General features: G+C 51.9%; 13 protein-coding genes and 1 pseudogene. 6 read left to right on the forward strand and 8 right to left on the reverse strand.

The genetic code is table 11. The features are described 5' to 3' along the window. Positions 1–100 precede the first annotated feature (100 nt). The 3 genes from AB5Z02_RS09395 to AB5Z02_RS09405 all read right to left on the reverse strand — a co-directional run bounded on the left by AB5Z02_RS09395 (position 101) and on the right by AB5Z02_RS09405 (position 4,973). Positions 101–1,543, reverse strand: coding sequence for an OprD family outer membrane porin (locus tag AB5Z02_RS09395; RefSeq protein ID WP_042080675.1), 1,443 nt, complete (start codon positions 1,541–1,543; stop codon positions 101–103). A gap of 502 nt (positions 1,544–2,045) precedes the next feature. Continuing rightward, positions 2,046–3,983, reverse strand: a complete 1,938-nt coding sequence (locus AB5Z02_RS09400) for a methyl-accepting chemotaxis protein (protein WP_368215899.1) — start codon at positions 3,981–3,983, stop codon at positions 2,046–2,048. Positions 3,984–4,088: 105 nt separating this feature from the next. Next, on the reverse strand, positions 4,089–4,973 hold the full coding sequence (locus tag AB5Z02_RS09405) for a DMT family transporter (RefSeq protein WP_236267980.1): 885 nt from the start codon (positions 4,971–4,973) through the stop codon (positions 4,089–4,091). A gap of 386 nt (positions 4,974–5,359) precedes the next feature. Here AB5Z02_RS09405 and AB5Z02_RS09410 point away from each other — a divergent pair, with 386 nt between their 5' ends. Continuing rightward, positions 5,360–6,685 carry a site-specific integrase gene (locus tag AB5Z02_RS09410; RefSeq protein WP_081396153.1) on the forward strand — a complete coding sequence of 442 codons (1,326 nt, stop codon included), beginning with the start codon at positions 5,360–5,362 and terminating at the stop codon, positions 6,683–6,685. Positions 6,686–6,743: 58 nt separating this feature from the next. Here the strand turns inward: AB5Z02_RS09410 and AB5Z02_RS09415 are convergent, their stop codons facing one another. Beyond that, complete coding sequence (locus tag AB5Z02_RS09415) at positions 6,744–7,712, reverse strand: hypothetical protein (protein ID WP_144713878.1); 969 nt, start codon at positions 7,710–7,712, stop codon at positions 6,744–6,746. Between the two features lie 296 nt (positions 7,713–8,008). On the opposite strand from AB5Z02_RS09415, the gene AB5Z02_RS09420 reads away from it, so the two are divergent. The 3 genes and pseudogenes from AB5Z02_RS09420 to AB5Z02_RS09430 form a co-directional block, all read left to right on the forward strand. Next, positions 8,009–8,185: an AlpA family transcriptional regulator gene (locus tag AB5Z02_RS09420; protein ID WP_076362302.1), complete on the forward strand. Its 177-nt coding sequence runs from the start codon at positions 8,009–8,011 to the stop codon at positions 8,183–8,185. Positions 8,186–8,681: 496 nt separating this feature from the next. Further along, positions 8,682–9,365, forward strand: a complete 684-nt coding sequence (locus AB5Z02_RS09425) for an inovirus Gp2 family protein (protein WP_100654395.1) — start codon at positions 8,682–8,684, stop codon at positions 9,363–9,365. 693 nt (positions 9,366–10,058) lie between these two features. Beyond that, positions 10,059–10,286: pseudogene (locus tag AB5Z02_RS09430) on the forward strand (transposase); the annotation flags it as partial. A 325-nt stretch (positions 10,287–10,611) separates the two neighbouring features. On the opposite strand, the gene galK reads toward AB5Z02_RS09430, so the two are convergent. The 3 genes from galK to galE are packed head-to-tail and all read right to left on the reverse strand — an operon-like array spanning position 10,612 to position 13,865. After that, positions 10,612–11,769, reverse strand: a complete 1,158-nt coding sequence (galK, locus tag AB5Z02_RS09435; RefSeq protein ID WP_100654394.1) for a galactokinase — start codon at positions 11,767–11,769, stop codon at positions 10,612–10,614. Between the two features lie 9 nt (positions 11,770–11,778). Then, positions 11,779–12,819: a galactose-1-phosphate uridylyltransferase gene (galT, locus tag AB5Z02_RS09440; protein ID WP_100654393.1), complete on the reverse strand. Its 1,041-nt coding sequence runs from the start codon at positions 12,817–12,819 to the stop codon at positions 11,779–11,781. 26 nt (positions 12,820–12,845) lie between these two features. Continuing rightward, entirely contained in the window at positions 12,846–13,865 is a 1,020-nt protein-coding gene (gene galE / locus AB5Z02_RS09445; RefSeq protein WP_041215920.1) for a UDP-glucose 4-epimerase GalE, read from the reverse strand. A 312-nt stretch (positions 13,866–14,177) separates the two neighbouring features. Between galE and galR the strand changes: the two genes are divergently transcribed. Beyond that, positions 14,178–15,179 (forward strand): HTH-type transcriptional regulator GalR, encoded by a 1,002-nt coding sequence (gene galR / locus AB5Z02_RS09450; RefSeq protein ID WP_100654392.1) that lies wholly within the window; start codon positions 14,178–14,180, stop codon positions 15,177–15,179. 464 nt (positions 15,180–15,643) lie between these two features. Further along, a complete protein-coding gene (locus AB5Z02_RS09455) occupies positions 15,644–16,930 on the forward strand; it encodes a maltoporin (RefSeq protein WP_100654853.1) in 1,287 nt (428 codons plus the stop codon). A 310-nt stretch (positions 16,931–17,240) separates the two neighbouring features. On the opposite strand, the gene AB5Z02_RS09460 is transcribed toward AB5Z02_RS09455, so the two are convergent. Next, a complete protein-coding gene (locus tag AB5Z02_RS09460; RefSeq protein WP_100654391.1) occupies positions 17,241–18,245 on the reverse strand; it encodes a glycosyl hydrolase 53 family protein in 1,005 nt (334 codons plus the stop codon). Positions 18,246–18,308 lie beyond the last annotated feature (63 nt).

The following is an 18,308-nucleotide window of genomic DNA, read 5'->3' on the forward strand; positions in this document are numbered from 1 at the left end:
TGAGCGGATAAAACCCTTATCCGGCTCGCATGTTAGCCTGCCAACCGGAAAAAAGAAAACCGGGCCAAGTGGCCCGGTTTGCTGACATCGTATTGCCTGATTACATGAAGGTAAGCGGCATGATGATGTGGAACTTGACGTCTTTCTCTGACGCAAATACGTTCGGGTATGCCCAGCTAGGCAGATCGTTGTTGTAGTCGGTGTAGTGCAGCTTGAACAGGGTGCCTTTCAGCTTGCCATCCTGCACGGTATAGCTGACATCGAAGTTGGCTGCCCATTCAGTATCTTCACCGGAAGCATGCTTCTTGCCATAGCCATCCTCAATATCCCAGCCATAAGCACCGGATACACCGACAGACCAGCCAGGGGCACCAACCAGGTCATCCAGAGAACGGGTCACGCCGAAGAACAGCGCTTTTTCGTTGTTGGCGTTCCAGTCAGAGCGGGAGTCCCACCAAATTTCGTTGGCGCCCTGAGAGTTGGCGTAGCCACGGGTCAGACGGGGCAGGTAGTTGCCTTCATCACCCTCAGCCTTGGTCCACAGACCTTCCAGACGGAAGCCGTATTGGGCGTAGTTCCAAGCTGCGGTCAGCGCTTGTTGCCATGCCAGCCCATCGTAGGTCTTGCCTGAATCGCCGCCAGCAACGGCACTTGCATCAAAGTCAGAAGTTTCGGAACCGTAGAATTGGTAGCTGGTGGAGAGACCGCCAATCACATCAAACTTATGAGCTAGTTTGAAGTGGTAGCTATCCATATAGTCTTTGGATTGACCGAAAGAACCGGTTACAGCAGTGCCATTTTCGAAGGTATAGCGCGCAGCGATACCATGGATGTAATCGATCTTGTATTGCTCTTCTTGCGGGCTGTAGCCAGAAACCCACGGCTTGGATTTAGCTCGTGAGAAAATTTGGGTTTCTTTGAACCATGGTGCTTTGTATTCATCTGCGATGGCGTAGGTCAGGTAGAGACCGCCAAAGTTGCCTTCGACTTGACCACCACGATAGGTACCCGGCTGATAAGACCAGTTAACACCGATAACGCCTGGAACATAGAGCTGGGTATAGCCGCCTTTGGCTGTAATACTGTCACCAAATTTGAACTTCAGAGCTGCGTTAGTGACGCTAAAACCGTTGCCGGCATTTCCATCTTTAAAGTTGTTATCCCAGTTTCTACCGGCGAAAGAAAATTCATTCTCTTGGTTGGCAGGAGAGCGATCATCGGTGAGGTCATAGGCACCATAGCCACCCAAGTCCAATCCAACGACATTCCAAGCGTAACCGGAGTTAAAGTTCAGTGCGGCTTGAGTCGTTGCGTGACTCAGATTGGATGCGTACTCACCTGTGCCGCCAGTATCTTTGCGGTCGCGATCACGCTGGAAGTAGAACAGACCGCCGGTCAGTTTGGAGTCTTTAACGAAGGTTTCATAGGACTGGCCGTATTCCGGGCTCATCATATCCTGAGCTGCCAACGCCATACCGGGGGCGACCAGAGCGGCTACCACAGCGGCACTCAAAGCGGCGCGCTTGAAGATCACTTTTTCCATTTTTATTGCTCCTGATTTTATGGACTTAGCTTTTTTTTCCGGCAGTTGGCATCGGGCCTACCGCTCGGTATTGGCATTGCAATCAAAACCCCGAAGGGCAAAAAATCTTGTCTTGGCTACCTGCAAACCCGGATGTCTTGGCACATCTGTAGTTGGCAGTCCTGATCATCACATGTTGTTTTTTTATGTTCCGATTCTTGGCTATCGGACAACCTCAAGAGTACGTTCGCGGTGCGAAATATCAATGAAAAGTTCCCTCAACGTTTCAAAAGTATGACCGAGTGCAAATAATCATGGGCAAGGTCGTAAACAGCCTCATGGCAGGTATCACGGTGATGAGAGCGTTTTCTTGAGGCTGCGGCCAGCGCCAGTGCGGGTTTTCATCCGGTACGGGGGAAGAGGTGTCAGTTAACCTGCCGATAACAGATAATTTTGTGCTACAAAAAAACTTTCCCTCTCATTGAGGGAAAGTGATCTGGTGAGGAGGCGGGGCGAATAGGGATCAGCCTTGCTGGCCGAGGATGCGGGGGATCTGCTGCGCCTGATGGTGGATATGGGACGAGACCTGCACCGAGAGCTGACTCACCTGACGGGCATGCTGATGGATACGGGTGATCAGATCGGCAAAACTGGCCAGCTTGTGTTCCTGACTTTTGGCGTTGTCGGCGCCCTGCAGGGCTATCACTGCGGTGTTGCGGGCGATCTCCCGCACTGCCTGGGTGGTCTGGCGCAGTTGTTCCGCCTGCGCCCGCTGGCGGCTTGACTCGCTGGTGATCCGGTTCAGTACAGTGCCAAGCTGTTCACCGGATTGGGTCAGACGCCCCAGAATATCGGTGATCTGGTTGAGGGATTGTTGGGTATTGGCCGAGAGGTGGCGCACCTCATCGGCAACCACGGCAAAACCGCGTCCCTGTTCCCCTGCGCGGGCCGCTTCGATGGCGGCGTTGAGGGCCAGCAAGTTGGTCTGCTGAGCGATATGACCGATCACATCGACAATGGCCGTCACATCGGCAACCGAGCGGGTGAGGGCTTGCAGCGCCTCATCGCTTTCGTCAATCGCCAGTCCTGTCTGATGAGTGGCGTGTAGCATGCTGCCCACCAGATCTTCGCTCTGGCTCATCGCCTGTTCGTTATGGTGGGCATGCCGGGCGATGTCGGCGGCGACCTGATGGACCTCTCCGGCCAGCTGGTTAAGCTCATCCATCATCTGACCGCTCTCGTCGACCACCTGTTCGGTGGTGCGGGTGCTGTGGTGGATCTCGTCAACCTGGCTGACCATCCCTTGCAGACTGAGGGATACCGCAGACAGCTGCCCCTCTTTTTGTTGTTGGTCCAGTTGCAGGCGACCGATCAGCCGGTTGTAGCTGGCAACAATATCGGCCAGCTCGTTGCGATCGCGCCCGGTAGGCAACGGCTCGGCCTGCCCCGTCTGATCGAGCTGCAGAAAGGCTCCGCGCAGTCGCAACAAGGGGGCGAGCAGCCAGCGTCGTTGCACCAGCGCAAACAGCAGGGCGACAACCACCAGGCAAAGCGCCAGCGTACCGAGGATGGTGGCCAGCTCCTGATTGACTGCTTGCCGTTTGTGGGCAAGTTGTTCCCCCATCTGTCTGGTCGCTTGCAACATGGCCATGATGTCTTGCTGCACGGTCTGGCGGCCAGCCTGTTGCTGTTGTAGCGCCGTGCGGCTGTTGGCCAGCTCCTGCGGATAGCGGCCCAGCAGTGAGCGTAATTCGCTGCGCGGTTGATCTCCCAGCTCCTTGCGTACCGGCTCCCCCAGCGTGAACTCATCGGCGGGCGCCTCTTCATACAGGCCGATCAGCGGCAAGGCTTGCAGCGCTTGCGCCTGTTTTTGCAGTGCCTCCAGCTCAAAGCGGATCCCTTCGAGCAGCTTCTCATTGCCCTGCTCCATATAGCTTTGGCGCAAATGGGCGAGGCGCGGCAGGCCCGCCAGGATTTCGGCCGCACCGCGGCGATATTGCTGTGCCGCGGCAGATTGTTCCGCGCTGGCGCCTTGCTCCCCATAGCGGATCAGCGCCATGGCTTGGCTGCCCAGCTCACTCTCCGCATTTTGCAGCAGCAGCTGGCTGTTGCCCGAGAGTTTGCCTGCGGCCTGATAGTCGTGCGCGATGCGTTGCGCCATCTGTTCGAGTTGCTGCCTGAGCGGGGCCGCCACGGCATCATCCTGAGCGGCCAGCGAGGAGAGCGCTTGCTGGCGGATCTTCTCCGCAGCGGTCAGTTGCTGTGGATCGCCGCTGTTGAGGTAGTCACGCAGGCTGTTTTGCAGGGTCACCGTCACCAGTTGCTGCAGCGTCTCGTGCTGATGCTGGGCCTGATTGGTATGGGCAAGCTGCTGCCAGCCGTGGTAGAGGGCCAGCGCCTGTCCTCCCGCAACCAGTAGCAAAACAAGGGAGGATAGGGTGGCGTAATGGGCGATTTTCACGGGGTAATTCCTGTCAGCACAGACCATGGGGGAGCGTGGCCCGAGCCTAAACAGGGATGATGGCGTTTTTATGACAGCATGGTCAGGTGGCCCTATTATACCGACTTAACTGGCTGGTGATGCCAGTGCTCTGTTGTGTTGGCCAAGCATACCGAGCAGGGCGCCTCCCATGATAAGTGCACCGGCCAGCAGATGGCGCGAGGTCAGTGCTTCTCCATTGAGCAACACCAGCAGCAAGGTGCTCAGCAGCGGTGTCAGGTAGGCAAGGGCACCGATCCGGCGTGGATCGCCGTCTCGCAGTGCCAGATACCAGGTCACAAAGGCCGCCCCCATCGGGCCCAGCGCCAGCCCGATGATCAGCCACCAGTCACTGGTGGGGATCTGCGCGAGTGGCAGGGGCCCCTCCAGCAGACGGGCGAGCAGCAGCGCCAGCAAACCAGCGGGCAAGCAGGCTGCCGCAGTGACCACGGCAGGGGCTGGCGGCAGACGGCGTGACAGCACCGAATAGGCCCCCCAGACGACAGCTGCACCGAGCGCCAACAGGTATCCCGGCAGATAGGCCTGCTGCAGTTGCAGCTCGCCATTGACCATCACCAGCATGGAACCCGCCAGACCGAAGGCGCCAGCCAGCAGGTGACGGGCATGGAGGGGATGGCCGGGCAACAACAGCGGGGTGAACAGAATGATGCAGAGCGGCCAGAGGTAGTTGATGAGGTTTGCCTCCAGCACCGGGGCATGGCGAAAGCTCATAAAGAGCAGCAGATGGTAGAGTAGCAGTGCCGTAACCGTCACCAGCCAGGTAATGGGACGAGCACGCCATTGTCGCCAAAACAGCAAGGCCCCAACCCCGCAGAAAAACAGCACCAGCCCGACCAGCACCAGCGGTGACACGCTGGTGACCCGTGACGTCAGCGCCGCCAGTGAAGCCCACAGCACAATGGTCAGCAAGGCAAAACCGGTGGATCTATCCCACCAGGAACATCCGGACATCCAACACTCCTTTGCAAGATGAAACAGGGCTTGGCCTCAAAGACAAGCCGAAGAGAAGCAGTCTATCAGAGAGCGCATGCTCTGAACGCAGAAAGGAGAGGGTCATTACGGTTGGATGGTCGGATTCATTGTCGCCAAAAACGACCAAGGGGTTAGCATCGTGAAGATGCCAACCCCTTGTTTTATATGGCGCTCCCGACTGGAGTCGAACCAGTGGCCTGTCCCTTAGGAGTCCAGAAATTATTAGTTTCATATAGAATCAGTTGGTTTTATATGAAATGTTTTTTTGATTAAAAACAGTTGTTTACATAAAATATCTGTACCAAGTGGTTTCATAAAGTCTCACTCCAATGCACTGCGCTGGAGGGGTACGGGGAGGGGTACGGATGGCGATAAGTAAAGACTTGGAGATCTCGTCACTCAAGCCAGTCGAAGGGGTTAAAGTGAAACGCTATGCGATTCAATCGAAGCATGGTGGTGGACTCAAAATAGAAATCCGTGAAAGTGGCCTCAAGCGTTTTGTATATCGCTTCAAGATTGGTGGTAGTGAAGGCGAATTGTTGCTGGGGAGTTATCCTGCCCTGACTCTGGCTAAAGCCAGAGAGGAGCATGGGAAAGCGGTGCTGCTTGTGAAGCGGGGCATTGATCCCACCAAGTTTGCGGCTCAAGAAAAGGCTAAAAATGAAACGGCCCTGACGATGGATGAGTTGCTTGGACGATGGCTCGATGCACAGCGTGTTGCTCAGGTCGTCAAACCCAAAACCCTCCAATGCCATCAGGATCGTTGGAATCGTCATCTCAAGAAGACTCTAGGCAACATTCGCTTAATCGATCTGACTCGTGCCCACTTGGCACAAGCGTTAGAGATAACCAGGCGTGCAACAAAAGATGAAACCCGTAAAGGGTTGGGAACGCTGAACCAGATGTTAGATTATGCAGTGGTTCACTGTCTGCTTGAGGCCAACCCTGCGAGACTGTTGCGCCCAAAAGATTTTGGTGCCAGTGCTGGCTCGCCAAGAGAGCGATGGTTGACCGTCCCCGAATTGCGCAGGTTATGGAAGGCGATAGATGAGGATCTTGGGAGTGGTGGTAGCTTGGCGGCCGGAGGGCGTGGTGTTTCTCGCCATGCAACGATTTCTATACCTGCTGCGAATGCGATTAAGTTATTAATACTGACCGGATGTCGTAGAGGTGAAGTCGCTAATATGCGTTTTTCACAGATAAAAGATGATATATGGACTATACCTGAAACCAAAAATGGTAGAGCTCATACTGTCTTTATTTCCCCTCAGGCGAAATCGGTCATTGAAGAGCAGGCGCAGTATGCCAATGGTGATTTAGTATTCGAATCTGATCGTCCAAAAACAGATGAAATCGAGCCAATTTTAGTTGATTCCATTACTCGGGCTCTAAGGCGATTCATCGCACGATGTTTACCTGATATGGACCCATTTACTGTCCATGATTTGCGGCGTAGTGCGGCTACTAACTGGGCTGAAAGGCTAGATGTTGAGGAAAGAGTTATTGAGCTTTGCTTGAATCACACCCCCATTAACAAACTTATTAGAACTTATCACCGTTCACGTCACACCGAGAAAACCCGACTTGTCTGGATTAATTGGGGGAGACTGGTAGCTGATGAGGTGATGCAAGATCCTGTTACTGAAGCAGCAGTTAATAACGTTGTGAAGGTGAGCTTTAATAGAAAGTAAATGTGGCTATGATGATTTTTAGTGATGGACTGAATGATTTAATCATTCAGTCCACTTTTTATATTGCGCACCGTTTTGCGTATGCCTCTCTAATCAACTCTTCTATGATGGTGTTTTTATTTTTCTGTTCCATTTGGCTTAGTTTGTCAAGAATATTACCTATATCTTTACTCATGTTAATGCTGTATTGTTTCTTTTCTATATTTTTATCACGATATACTTTTTGGCTCCATGCTTTCTTGATGTTGGAAACTAAAAGTTTATATCTATCAATATTAGTGATGCTTAATACATCTAAAAATGAAACAAGATCATCTTTTTGAGCTGATGTACCATTTAAAACTAATGGGACATAATCTATTTCTTTATGCTCAAGATATTTGTGTAGCCATGTTGTTTTTTCCTTGTTTTGTTTGTTAAGCCAAAACTTAACATCATCATTTTTCATTGCTGATTCAGCAGATTTGGATATAGCTCGTACTAATTTTTCCTTTTCTATTTTGTTGCAAGGTAGTCTGTTGATAAGTGCAGTTATATCCTGTGTGCTTATTTCAGTATTCCATTTTTTATTAGTGTGTGTGTGCGTTTTTATGTTTTCATCGAGTATTGATGGGCTCAATAAAAACACGCACTTATGTTCTAGTTGTTGGTCTTTTTTTTCTATGGATATACCTAAGTGACTCAAAAATCTCCATGTGAAGTAATGCAGTCTCGTATTTTTATTATCTAGCCAGTAATAATATTTTTCTGTAAGGCATCTTGTGTGAAATTCATCCAGTAAAGTGTCAATCCATTTTTCAAGTCCATTAGGTCGTTCATTTCTTACATTGTAATTATGCATAAAAGCAAAAGCACTAGCAGTATTGCAGGCATCTTTTAAATTCTTGATTAGTATATGGCGAGGTGGTGTATCTACAGCTTGAGCTTGATTGATTTGACCTGTTCTATACCAGAGGTAGTCCACAAAAACAGGGTCATCTAATTTCTTATAAACTTGCACATCCACACCATTATCATGAATTGCCATAATACCACCTCCCTTAATCTACATTGTAGTGTTTTGTGTTGATTTATAGTTGTGTTTAGTGTGTTATTTTTCATGGTATTTTTCAAGCTTTTATTGTTGCTTATGTTGGCGGGCTGACCTGTGAATGCATGGCTCAGGCTCTGCAATCTAACCTACTTAGTGGCATTGAAGCACTCTGGGATAACTAGTGATTGTTTCTTCTGCATAGCTAATCGGCTTAGGGGCAATGTGAGAAGCTATAAACGTAAATATTAACATTGTTGGTCCAGCTATGGAAAAATAGTCGGATCCAAAAAATGAAACTAATCAAACTCAAAGAAGTCACGGAAATGACGACGCTATCCAAAGCGACAATTTATCGTTTGATGAGCAAAGGGGAGTTCCCTGGTGTCGTTCGCTTAGGGCCTAGAGCGGTCGCTTGGATGCAGAGTGAAGTAATAGAATGGATTGATTCGAAGGCATCTGCTAGATAGGAGAGGGCAAGCTAAGTTCAGAGTAATTTTCTTGCTTTAATAACCGGTATTACTGGGGTTTTATTTAAAATAATTACGTATTCCCCGGTGATTTAGGAGGTCGCTAAGTTCGGTAATAGTAATATATACACCCAGGTGTATAACAAGGTAGAGGGTGTAGGAGATATATCGAGAGAGTGATACACCGTCAGAGTGTATCACAGAGTATACCAACGAGAACATGTGATATATACACGAAGTGTATACCAATCAGATATACATCGGGCTTGTACGTCAGATACAAGCCATTAGCCGTATACATCGGCATAGCGCAGCATATGCAAAGCACAGAGTGCTAAATGCAGGTTGGTATATCAACCTAGTGGTTTAATAAGAGAGCAAGGTATCAGTTGACCGTAAAGTTTTACGCAGCGGTCCTCATTAATGACGATGAGTACTGTCACCTGAGCATCTAACCAACTTGCATGGGTATTCCATGTAAATCATAGGGCCGTATATGAAATCAAATGGCGGGTATTGTTTAATAGGCAACGAGCTAGGCAACTTACGAGTTGTGGCTGAGGCCAAGTATGGTGAAATATCCTTTGAACAGTTGAAAACATCCGTGGAGGTGATCGCCAGCTTTTTGAATAAACATCCGCGAGTGTTTACTGTACGTGTTGATCTACGCTTTCCCCAGATACCAGTTATGGATGATCCGGACATGCCGACAGGCTTTCCACCGGAGGTAGAAGAGGAAAAGGTTATTACGCGCTTTATTGCTTCACTAAAAAGCCAGATACATGCGTTACGTCACCGTAAGGGTAAAACTGGTAAACGATTCTTCTTGGGTTATATCTGGGCAAAGGAGCAGGTAACAAGCCAGTACCCTCATTATCACGTGGTGCTACTATTTAACCGAGATGATTACGGTTATCTTGGTGACTACGCTAATTTTGATGCGGATAACATGGCTACGCGTATTCGTAAAGCTTGGTGCAGAGCATTGAGGCTTGCATACCCTGATTATGCGTCTTTGGTGCATTTCCCTCCTGACGCAGAGTATCGATTTGATCGCAGAGATGCAGATCTGCAGAATGAGAATTTTTATAAATTCTTGGTGAGGATCGGGTATTTATTTAAATTGCGTTCGAAAGTACGAGGTGAGCGTAATTTCGGGCATAGTGAACGGATAAGGTAATGTTCACTCTTAATTCACTGGCCCTAGTGGGGATGCTTGGACATTCAAATTCAATTCGGGAGTTTCTACTCCCGGATCTGTTAAGCTAATCCCTCATTTGTTATCGCATCAGTTGGAGTAACCCATGGCAGCCTATTCCCCTTCCTTCACCCATGACCCATGCCATGTTGAGTCGAGTTGCGGATATCGCTGAGTTGCTGCGGCTGTAGCGGTTTGCTCAGAGCTCTCAGGTTCTTATGTTGCGTCGAGAGAACCGGATCCGCACCATCCAAGCTTCGCTAGCTACTGAGCACAATACTCTGAGTGTTGAGCAGGTGACGGCAGTGATTGAGGGGAAGACGGTACTTGGGCTTCCACGGGAAATCCAAGAGGTCCGTAATGCGTTTGCGGCCTATGAGGCAATGCCTAATAGGGATCCAGCTTCAGCGGAAGATTTACTTGGTGCTCACGGACTACTGATGCGTGGACTCTGTGATGATGCGGGTCACTGGCGTAGGTATTTATCGAGGCGAGCAGTTAGTGCATATGGCTCCCCCTGCGAACCAGGTCCCTCGTCTGATGGGACAGCTATTGACTTGGCTGGCTGAGAACGAGGCTCATCCGCTGCCATATAAAGGGGTTTGGTCGGTGTGAATTGCCCCTAGTTCCCTAGAGACCTAACTGCCTTAAAATGAGGCCAGCATTGGAGGTGCCATGGTCCGTCAGCGTTATCCAGAAACTTTCAAAATCGAAGCTGTTAAACAAGTTACTGAGCGTGAGATGCCTGTGGCTGACGTTGCACGAGCCCTTGGGGTATCCAGCCACATTCTGTATGCCTAGCTCAAGCCGTACGGCAAGCCTGCAGAGCAGCAACACGAAGAGTCTGCCTTGCAAGCCGAGATACACTGCTTGAAAACCGATCTGCGTCAATTAACCGAGGAGAGCGCAACATCTTAAAGGAGGGTGGGATTCAATCGGGTGTGTCACGGCCATGTGAAAACATGCAGTTGCGGAGGATTGTTGAATGCAACGAACATTTACAGCAAAGGAAAAGGGGACTGCCGAAGCAGTCCCTGAGTTAGGCTCATTGCGATAACACATGTCTGAAGTTTGGTTCAATTGTATTATCTACATGTTAACCACAGCTGCTCACAGAGAGCGTTGTTTAACTCAACTAAGTCGAGCGTTCACCGTCTAGCAGGGCGGCTATACCATGACCAGTCTGGAAATACGTGACCATTACAATATTGAGGTGTCAGCGAACATATCAGAGTGGGCCGGCTCCGGCGGAGGGCTTACAGATATAGATGCTCGGGGCCAGACCGCTCACTTGGGGATAACGAATATTAACCTGTTCGCACACTGCTGCTGTCAGTGACTGTGGAACCAATGCAACCACACAGCCACCAAACCCGCCACCAGTCATCCTCACACCACCACGACTGCCGATGATCTCTTTGATCATGTCGACCAAGGCGTCGATAGCAGGCACTGTGATGGCAAAATCATCACGCATCGAGGCATGGGACCGCGCCATTAATTCGGCCATCATGACCATGTCTTCATTCGCAAGCGCATCGGCTGCTGCCAGCGTTCGTTCATTCTCGGAGATGACGTGGCGTGCACGGCTCGCGACGACAGGATCCAGTTCGTTGGCTCGCTCGGTGAACTGGGTCATCGTCAGATCGCGCAGTGCCTTGACCCCAAAATGCCGTGCGGCCTCTTCACACTGTGCCCTGCGGGTATTGTATTCGCTATCCACCAGGCCCCGACGTACGTTCGAGTTGATAATGACCACATCAATGTCGGCTGGCATGCTCACAGGACAGGTATTCAGACTGCGGCAATCGATCAGCAGAGCATGATCTTGCTGACCCAGAGCCGAGATGAACTGATCCATGATGCCGCAGTTGCAACCGACGAACCTGTTTTCCGCCAGTTGTCCATTCAGGGCGATATCTGCTTGGCTGATGTCGAGGTGATTCATCTCTTTGAAGATCTGTCCTACTGCCACTTCCAGAGAGGCGGAAGAGCTCAGGCCTGCTCCCTGAGGTACATTGCCACTGATTACCAGGTCTGCCCCTGTCAGTTGACAGCCTCGTAATAGCAAATATTTGACGACGCCTCGCACATAGTTGGCCCACAGGTATTCCGGGCGCGCCTCTATGGGGTGGCGTAAGTCAAATTCATCCAGTTGGTTGTGATAGTCGGCAGCGATAACCCTGATCAGACTATCTTGGCGGGGGGCAGCACTGATCACGGTCTGATAATCGATGGCGCAGGGTAGCACGAAGCCATCGTTATAGTCCGTGTGTTCCCCAATGAGGTTAACACGCCCAGGTGCCTGAATGGCGAGGGTCGGGCGATAACCATACTGAGTGTAAAAGGTATGTTCAGTCACGCTGTGTGGCGATTCAATACTCATATCTCAACCTCAAACCTGTTCACGAAAATGGATATCGCTGACGGAACGCAGGCGTTCGGCCGCCTGTTCTGCCGTCAGGTCACGTTGTGTTTCTGCCAGCATTTCATAGCCCACCATAAACTTGCGTACGCTCGCAGAGCGCAGCAGGGGCGGGTAGAAGTGGGCATGCAACTGCCAGTGATCATTCTCTTCGCCATTGAATGGCGCACCATGCCATCCCATCGAATAGGGGAAGGAGCACTGAAACAGGTTGTCATAGCGGCTGGTTAGTTTTTTGAGCGCCAGTGCGAGGTCTGCACGCTGTTGCGGTGTCAGTGTCGGTAGACGTGTTACCGCAAACTTGGGAAGCAACAGGGTTTCGAAGGGCCAGGCAGCCCAATAAGGCACTACTGCCAGCCAGTGTTCCGTTTCCACTACGGTGCGGCTGCCGTCAGCCTGCTCGCGTTCCGCATAATCGAGCAACATGGCTCGACCATGTTTGGCAAAATACTCCCGTTGGGCGACATCTTCCCGCGCGGCTTCGTTGGGCAAGAAGTCGTTGGCCCATATCTGCCCATGGGGATGGGGATTGGAGCACCCCATCATGGTGCCCTTGTTTTCGAATACTTGGATCCAGCGGTATTCGCGCCCCAGCTCTGCAGTTTGTTCACACCAGGTGTTGACCACGGCAGTGAGGGAGGGGATAGACAACTCGGGCAAGGTCTTGCTGTGATCCGGTGAGAAGCAGATTACCCTGCTGGTGCCGCGTGCACTCTCTAGCTGGAAGAGGGGGTCCTCGCTGGTTGGGGCCATAGGTGTATCAACCATCAGTGCCGCAAAGTCGTTGGCAAAAACGAAGGTCGACGGATAATCCGGATTTTTGTCACCAGTGACGCGAGTATTGCCGGCGCAGAGGAAACAATCCGGATCGTGAGGGGAGCGCTGGGTACGATCGGGTTCATCCTGCTGGCCCTGCCAAGGGCGTTTCGCCCTGTGGGGAGAAACGAGAACCCACTGTTGGATCAATGGGTTGTAACGACGGTGAGGGTGGTCGGTCGGTTCGAATTGCATAGTAAGGTCTGTCTCGTTCTGTATATTCATGGAAGGGGGTAACCGTTTGGATTTTGGGATTGCCAGCGCCAGGTATCAGCCGTCATCTCATCAAGCGTGCGATAAGCCTTCCACCCCAGCTCGTTATAGGCTCGTGTTGGATCTGCCCAACACTGTGCTATGTCCCCAGCGCGGCGCGGCACGATCTCATAAGGCAGTTCGCGGCCACAGGCCTTGGAGAAGGCGGCATGAATGTCCAGGACACTGTAGCCATGCCCAGTGCCCAGGTTGTACACATGGACGCCAGCTTGCCCAAGCGCATGTTTCAAGGCTGCGACGTGGCCATCGGCTAGATCCATGACATGAATGTAATCCCGCACACCGGTACCATCTGGTGTCGGGTAGTCATCACCAAAGATGGCGAGTTTGGCACGGCGGCCCACTGCCACCTGGGCAATATAGGGCATCAGGTTATTGGGAATGCCCTGGGGATCCTCGCCCATCAGGCCGCTGGGATGGGCGCCCACCGGATTGAAATAGCGCAACAGGGTCAATGACCAGTCGGGGGCTGAGTGTGCAAAGTCCTTGATGAGGCGCTCCACCATCAGCTTGCTTTGACCATAAGGGTTGGTGGCGTGAAAGGTGGGCGACTCCTCGGTGATGGGCATGATCTCCGGCTCGCCATAGACGGTGGCAGATGAGCTGAACAGCAGGGTCTTGACCCCGGCGCGTCGCATTGCCTGCAGCAACACCAGGGTGCCGCTGACATTGTTGTCATAGTACTCGAGAGGCTTTTGTACCGATTCCCCTACGGCCTTGAGGCCTGCGAAATGGATCACGGCATCTATCTGCTGGTCTGCAAACACACGATCCAGCAGGTCGGCATCCCGCACATCACCGTGATAGTGCTGGGGGCGCAGTCCGCTGAGGCTGTGGATACGTTCGAGGACGCTCTCTTTGCTGTTAACCAGATTGTCCAACAAGATGGGGGTCATCCCGGCAGCGATAAGCTGCAAGCAGGTATGACTACCTATGTAACCAGTTCCACCTGTCACGAGTATCTTCAACATTAATCGCTCCTTGGTGCTCGTTTTCATTGGGTTTTATTTGGTGTAATCGCTTTCCTTTATTCTGCGCTTGTGAACAAGGTCCTGGAAGATGCATCTCCATTTGATGTGATTTTTGTCACATTTTTCACCGCGATGAGCATGAGAATGGATAAGGGTGTATGTAAATGGATTACACAGCGAGACGCTCGTATTGATAGAATGCTCCCGCTTTTGACATGAAAGCCGTGTCAGGTATTGGAAATGTCGGTAGTATCTTGACCCTATAAAGCACTGGTTTTTATTTATACCGTTCACCGGAAAAGCTAATTCATGGCAACCATCAAAGATGTAGCACTCCTGTCAGGCGTATCCGTCGCCACAGTCTCACGTGTCATCAATAATTCGCCAAAGGCAAGTCAGGCGTCACGCGATGCCGTCTTCAAGGCGATGCATGAACTCAACTACCACCCCAACGCGAATGCGAGAGCCTTGGCCCATCAGAACAACGAAACGCTGGGGTTGATTGTTGCCGATGTGTCTGACCCCTTCTTTGGCACCATGGTTAAAGCAGTTGAGCAGGTGGCGCAGGCTACGGGGAATTTTCTGCTCATCGGAAATGGCTACCACGACGCAGCCAAAGAGAAGCACGTAATAGAGCAGTTGATAGGGCATCGCTGCTCTGGCTTGGTGGTTCATGCCAAAATGCTGCCAGATGAAGAGCTGATCCAGATGATGAGCTATGTTCCCGGCATGGTGCTAATCAACCGTATCGTTCCAGGGTTCGAGTCCCGTTGTGTGGCGCTGGACGATCGCTATGGTTCCTGGCTTGCAACTCGTCACCTGATCCAGGAAGGGCACAAGAAGATAGGGTTTCTGTGTTCAAATCATCTGATCTCTGACTCTCAGGATCGCATGCAGGGGTATCTGGATGCGCTGCAAGAGCACAATATCCCGGTCGATGAGCGCCTGATCTCCCGTGGCAGTCCGGATGAGCTGGGAGGTGAAGCCGCGATGACTGAGTTGTTGAGCCGGGGGCAACAGATGACGGCGGTCGTCTGTTATAACGATTCGATGGCGGCAGGAGCTTTGTCCGTGCTTAGCGACAACGGGGTCGAGGTTCCCCAGGAGCTATCTCTGGTGGGGTTTGATGATGTACTGATATCCCGCTACTTGCGCCCTCGTCTGACTACGGTGCGTTATCCCATCATCGCCATGGCGACCCAGGCCGCCGAGCTGGCCATTGCTCTGGCAAAAGGTGGGCCCTTGCCCCAGACGACACATATGTTCAGCCCGACTCTGGTACGCCGTCATTCAGTCCGCAGTATCGATTGATCGACGATTTGGCAACCTGAATTCATCGGCCATCAGGCAAGGTTACCCGTCAGGGGCCTTGCCTTTTTAGTGCCTCATCTTCTTCCTCTCTCTTTTGTCGCTCACTCCTGTGGGGTCGGGAAGGTCTCACGGTGCCTTCCTATGCCCTGCACGAGGAGGTCATGTCTGCTGCGATGAGTCTGGTCGAGTCATGGTTCTCAGGTGTAGATATTACCATTACGAGTGTAATCGATAACACATGATTTGTTATCAAATACCCCTTTAATTTCAATTGCTTGAGTTTGCCTTGTGGCTTTATCAAGCGTTTTTATAGCAGTGTTTATGTAATAATTACAGTTTTGTGAGTTTTGTCATGTCAATGATGGCACAGTTATTCCTATAATCTCCATCGGACAGTGAAAGCGCTTTCCCTATGGGTTGGTAAGCGGTTCATCAAGATAACAATGCAACAGTGGATTAAAGGAATAACTATGAAAGTGAAACTACTGACGACATCCGTTGCCCTCGCTCTGTCAATGACTGCATTGAATGCTAATGCTGTTGATTTTACAGGCTATTTCCGCTCTGGCGTAGGTGTATCCCAAGACGGTGATATGCAAACCGGTCGACAGAACTTTGTCGGTCGTTTGGGTAACGAAAGCGATACCTATACCGAAATTGGTATTGGTCAGGAGGTTTACAACAAGGATGGCAAGACTTTCTATGTAGACAGCATGTTCAGCATGCAGAGCGATGGCTCCAATGACTATGAAAGTACCACCACTGTGTGTAACTTCGATCAAAAGGAGTGCAAGGACGATGCAACATTTGCCCTGCGCCAATTCAATGTTAAGGCCAAGGGGCTGATTTCCGCTGCGCCCGATGCTGTGGTGTGGGCTGGCAAGCGCTTCTATCAGCGTCACGACCTTCACATCATCGATACCAAATACTGGAATATCTCGGGAGCCGGTGCCGGTATTGAGAACCTCAAGGCAGGTCCAGGCGCCTTCTCACTGGCGTGGATCCGGTCTGATGGTAACGATATCGATAACTCGATTGTCAACAATGACCTCAACGTTAACTTCCTGGACCTGCGCTATGCCGGCTGGGCTCCTTGGGAAGGGGCTTGGACTGAAGCGGGTGTCAGCTATGCCATGCCCAATCCGACCGATGAGCAGGAGAAAGCTGGTAATCTCTATGATCCCAAAAATGGTGTCATGTTGACCGCAGAAATGAGTCAATACTTTGCCGATAGCCGCATCTACGAGAAGTTGGTGCTGCAATATGCTGATAAAGGGCTGGCCCAGAACATGATCTCCCAAGGGGGCGGTTGGTATGATGTTTGGCATCTGACCGATGATGCCAAGGGATACCGTGTGATTCTGACTGGTGACATTCCCATGGGAGAGAAATTCAGTGTGAACCATGTATTCACTTACGGTAAGGGTGAGAAACTTGAAGCATGGCATGACAACACCGAACTGTTCAGCGCTGTCGCGCGAGGCGGTTATGCGTGGACTGACATCATGAAGACGCTGGTTGAAGCCGGTACTTATGAGAGCACCAAGACCTGGACAAGCGGCTCTGAAGAAAAATCGAGTGGTCAAAAATATACCTTGGCTCAAGCTTGGTCAGCTGGTTCCAGCATGTTTGCCCGCCCGGAGATCCGGGTTTTTGCCAGCTATCTGAAAGATGGCGAAGGCAAATCCTTCAACGGCGGTGAGGATGATAATACTTGGAACTTCGGCGTGCAGGCTGAAGCCTGGTGGTAAATCCCGACTCGTCACCCCGCAGGGAGCCCGCTTGGGCTCTCTTTTTTATTTTGCATTGAACGCGCGCCTTGTCGTGCTGACGTCGTCATCGGGGCTCCATCGTTGCGAATCCCGGCGACGAAGGTGTCGTCCGCGAGTCTGCCTCGGGGAGAGGGTGGCCATGTTTTGGTGATGGTGCCGGAGGGCGCGGAGCGGTGGAGGCGGGATGATAAGCGATGGCGAGAAAGGGCGAAGAGACGGGCTAAGTCATGTCCAGGCGGCAGATGGAAGAGGCGCACGACTCACCGCGCCTCTGTGTAACGTTACATCTTTATTGCAACAGGAAGGCATCCAGCGCATAGGTGGGTTTGCCGCTGTTGTCCATCAGACCCAGGCTGTAGCCCTGCCAGTTCTTGTAGCTCTGTGGTTCCCAGTAGAGCACGCCGAGTCCCTTGCCGTCAGGGATCCACGTCATCTTGTTGAGCAGGTCGGCAATGGTGTCGTAACTGTTTTTCGGGTCATCCCACGGCATGCCCACCTCGACGATCATCACCTCCTTGCCATAGCGGGTCACCATGTCGAAGAGGTTGTCGTAGCAGAGATTGTCTAGGGTGAACCAGTCACCGTTGCCGCTCTGGGTCGGGTAGAGGGAGGCGCCTATCACATCCCACTTGGCCCCGTTGCTCTTCAGCCCGTCAAACATCCAGCGATAGAGGCTGTTGTTCTCGCAGTTGGCCAGATGGACGATCACCTTGGTGCCGCTGTTGACCGCCTTGACCGCGTCATAGCCGCTGTTGATGAGCCAGGCAAAGTTCTTCATGTTGACCGAGGCTCGCCCCTCTTCCCACAGCATGCCATTGTTGGTCTCGTTGCCCACCTGTACCCACTTGGGGGTAATGCCGGCATTTTTCAGGGCCACCAGGGCGTTATAGGTGTGCCACCAGACGTTCGACATCAACTGCTCGAAGGTGTAGCTCTGCCAGGCCGCCGGCTTGGTCTGCTTGCCCGGATCGGCCCAGCTGTCGCTGTAGTGGAAGTCAATCAGCAGATCGAAACCGGCCGCCTTGGCCCGCTTGGCCTTGGCGATGACGTCACTGATGTTGTTCCAGCCATCGGCAGGATTGACCCATACCCTGAGCCGGATGGTGTTCATACCGTGCTCTTTCAGGGTCTTGAACAGATCCTGCTGCTGGCCGGCGTCGTTATAGAACTTGTACCCGGCTTTCTCCATCTGGGTCAGCCAGCTGACGTCAGCTCCCTTGACCATGGCCTCTCCCTGGCCATGAAACAGCAGGGCGCCGCCAAGCAGCAGGGTGGTAAGCAGATGCCTCTTCATTGTTGTTATCTCCTGTCTGGATGTGTGTAGGGTGGCGACAGGGAGGCAGTCCCGCGCCGGGAT

Source organism: Aeromonas sp. R2-3 (assembly GCF_040908375.1).
Lineage (GTDB): Bacteria > Pseudomonadota > Gammaproteobacteria > Enterobacterales > Aeromonadaceae > Aeromonas > Aeromonas veronii.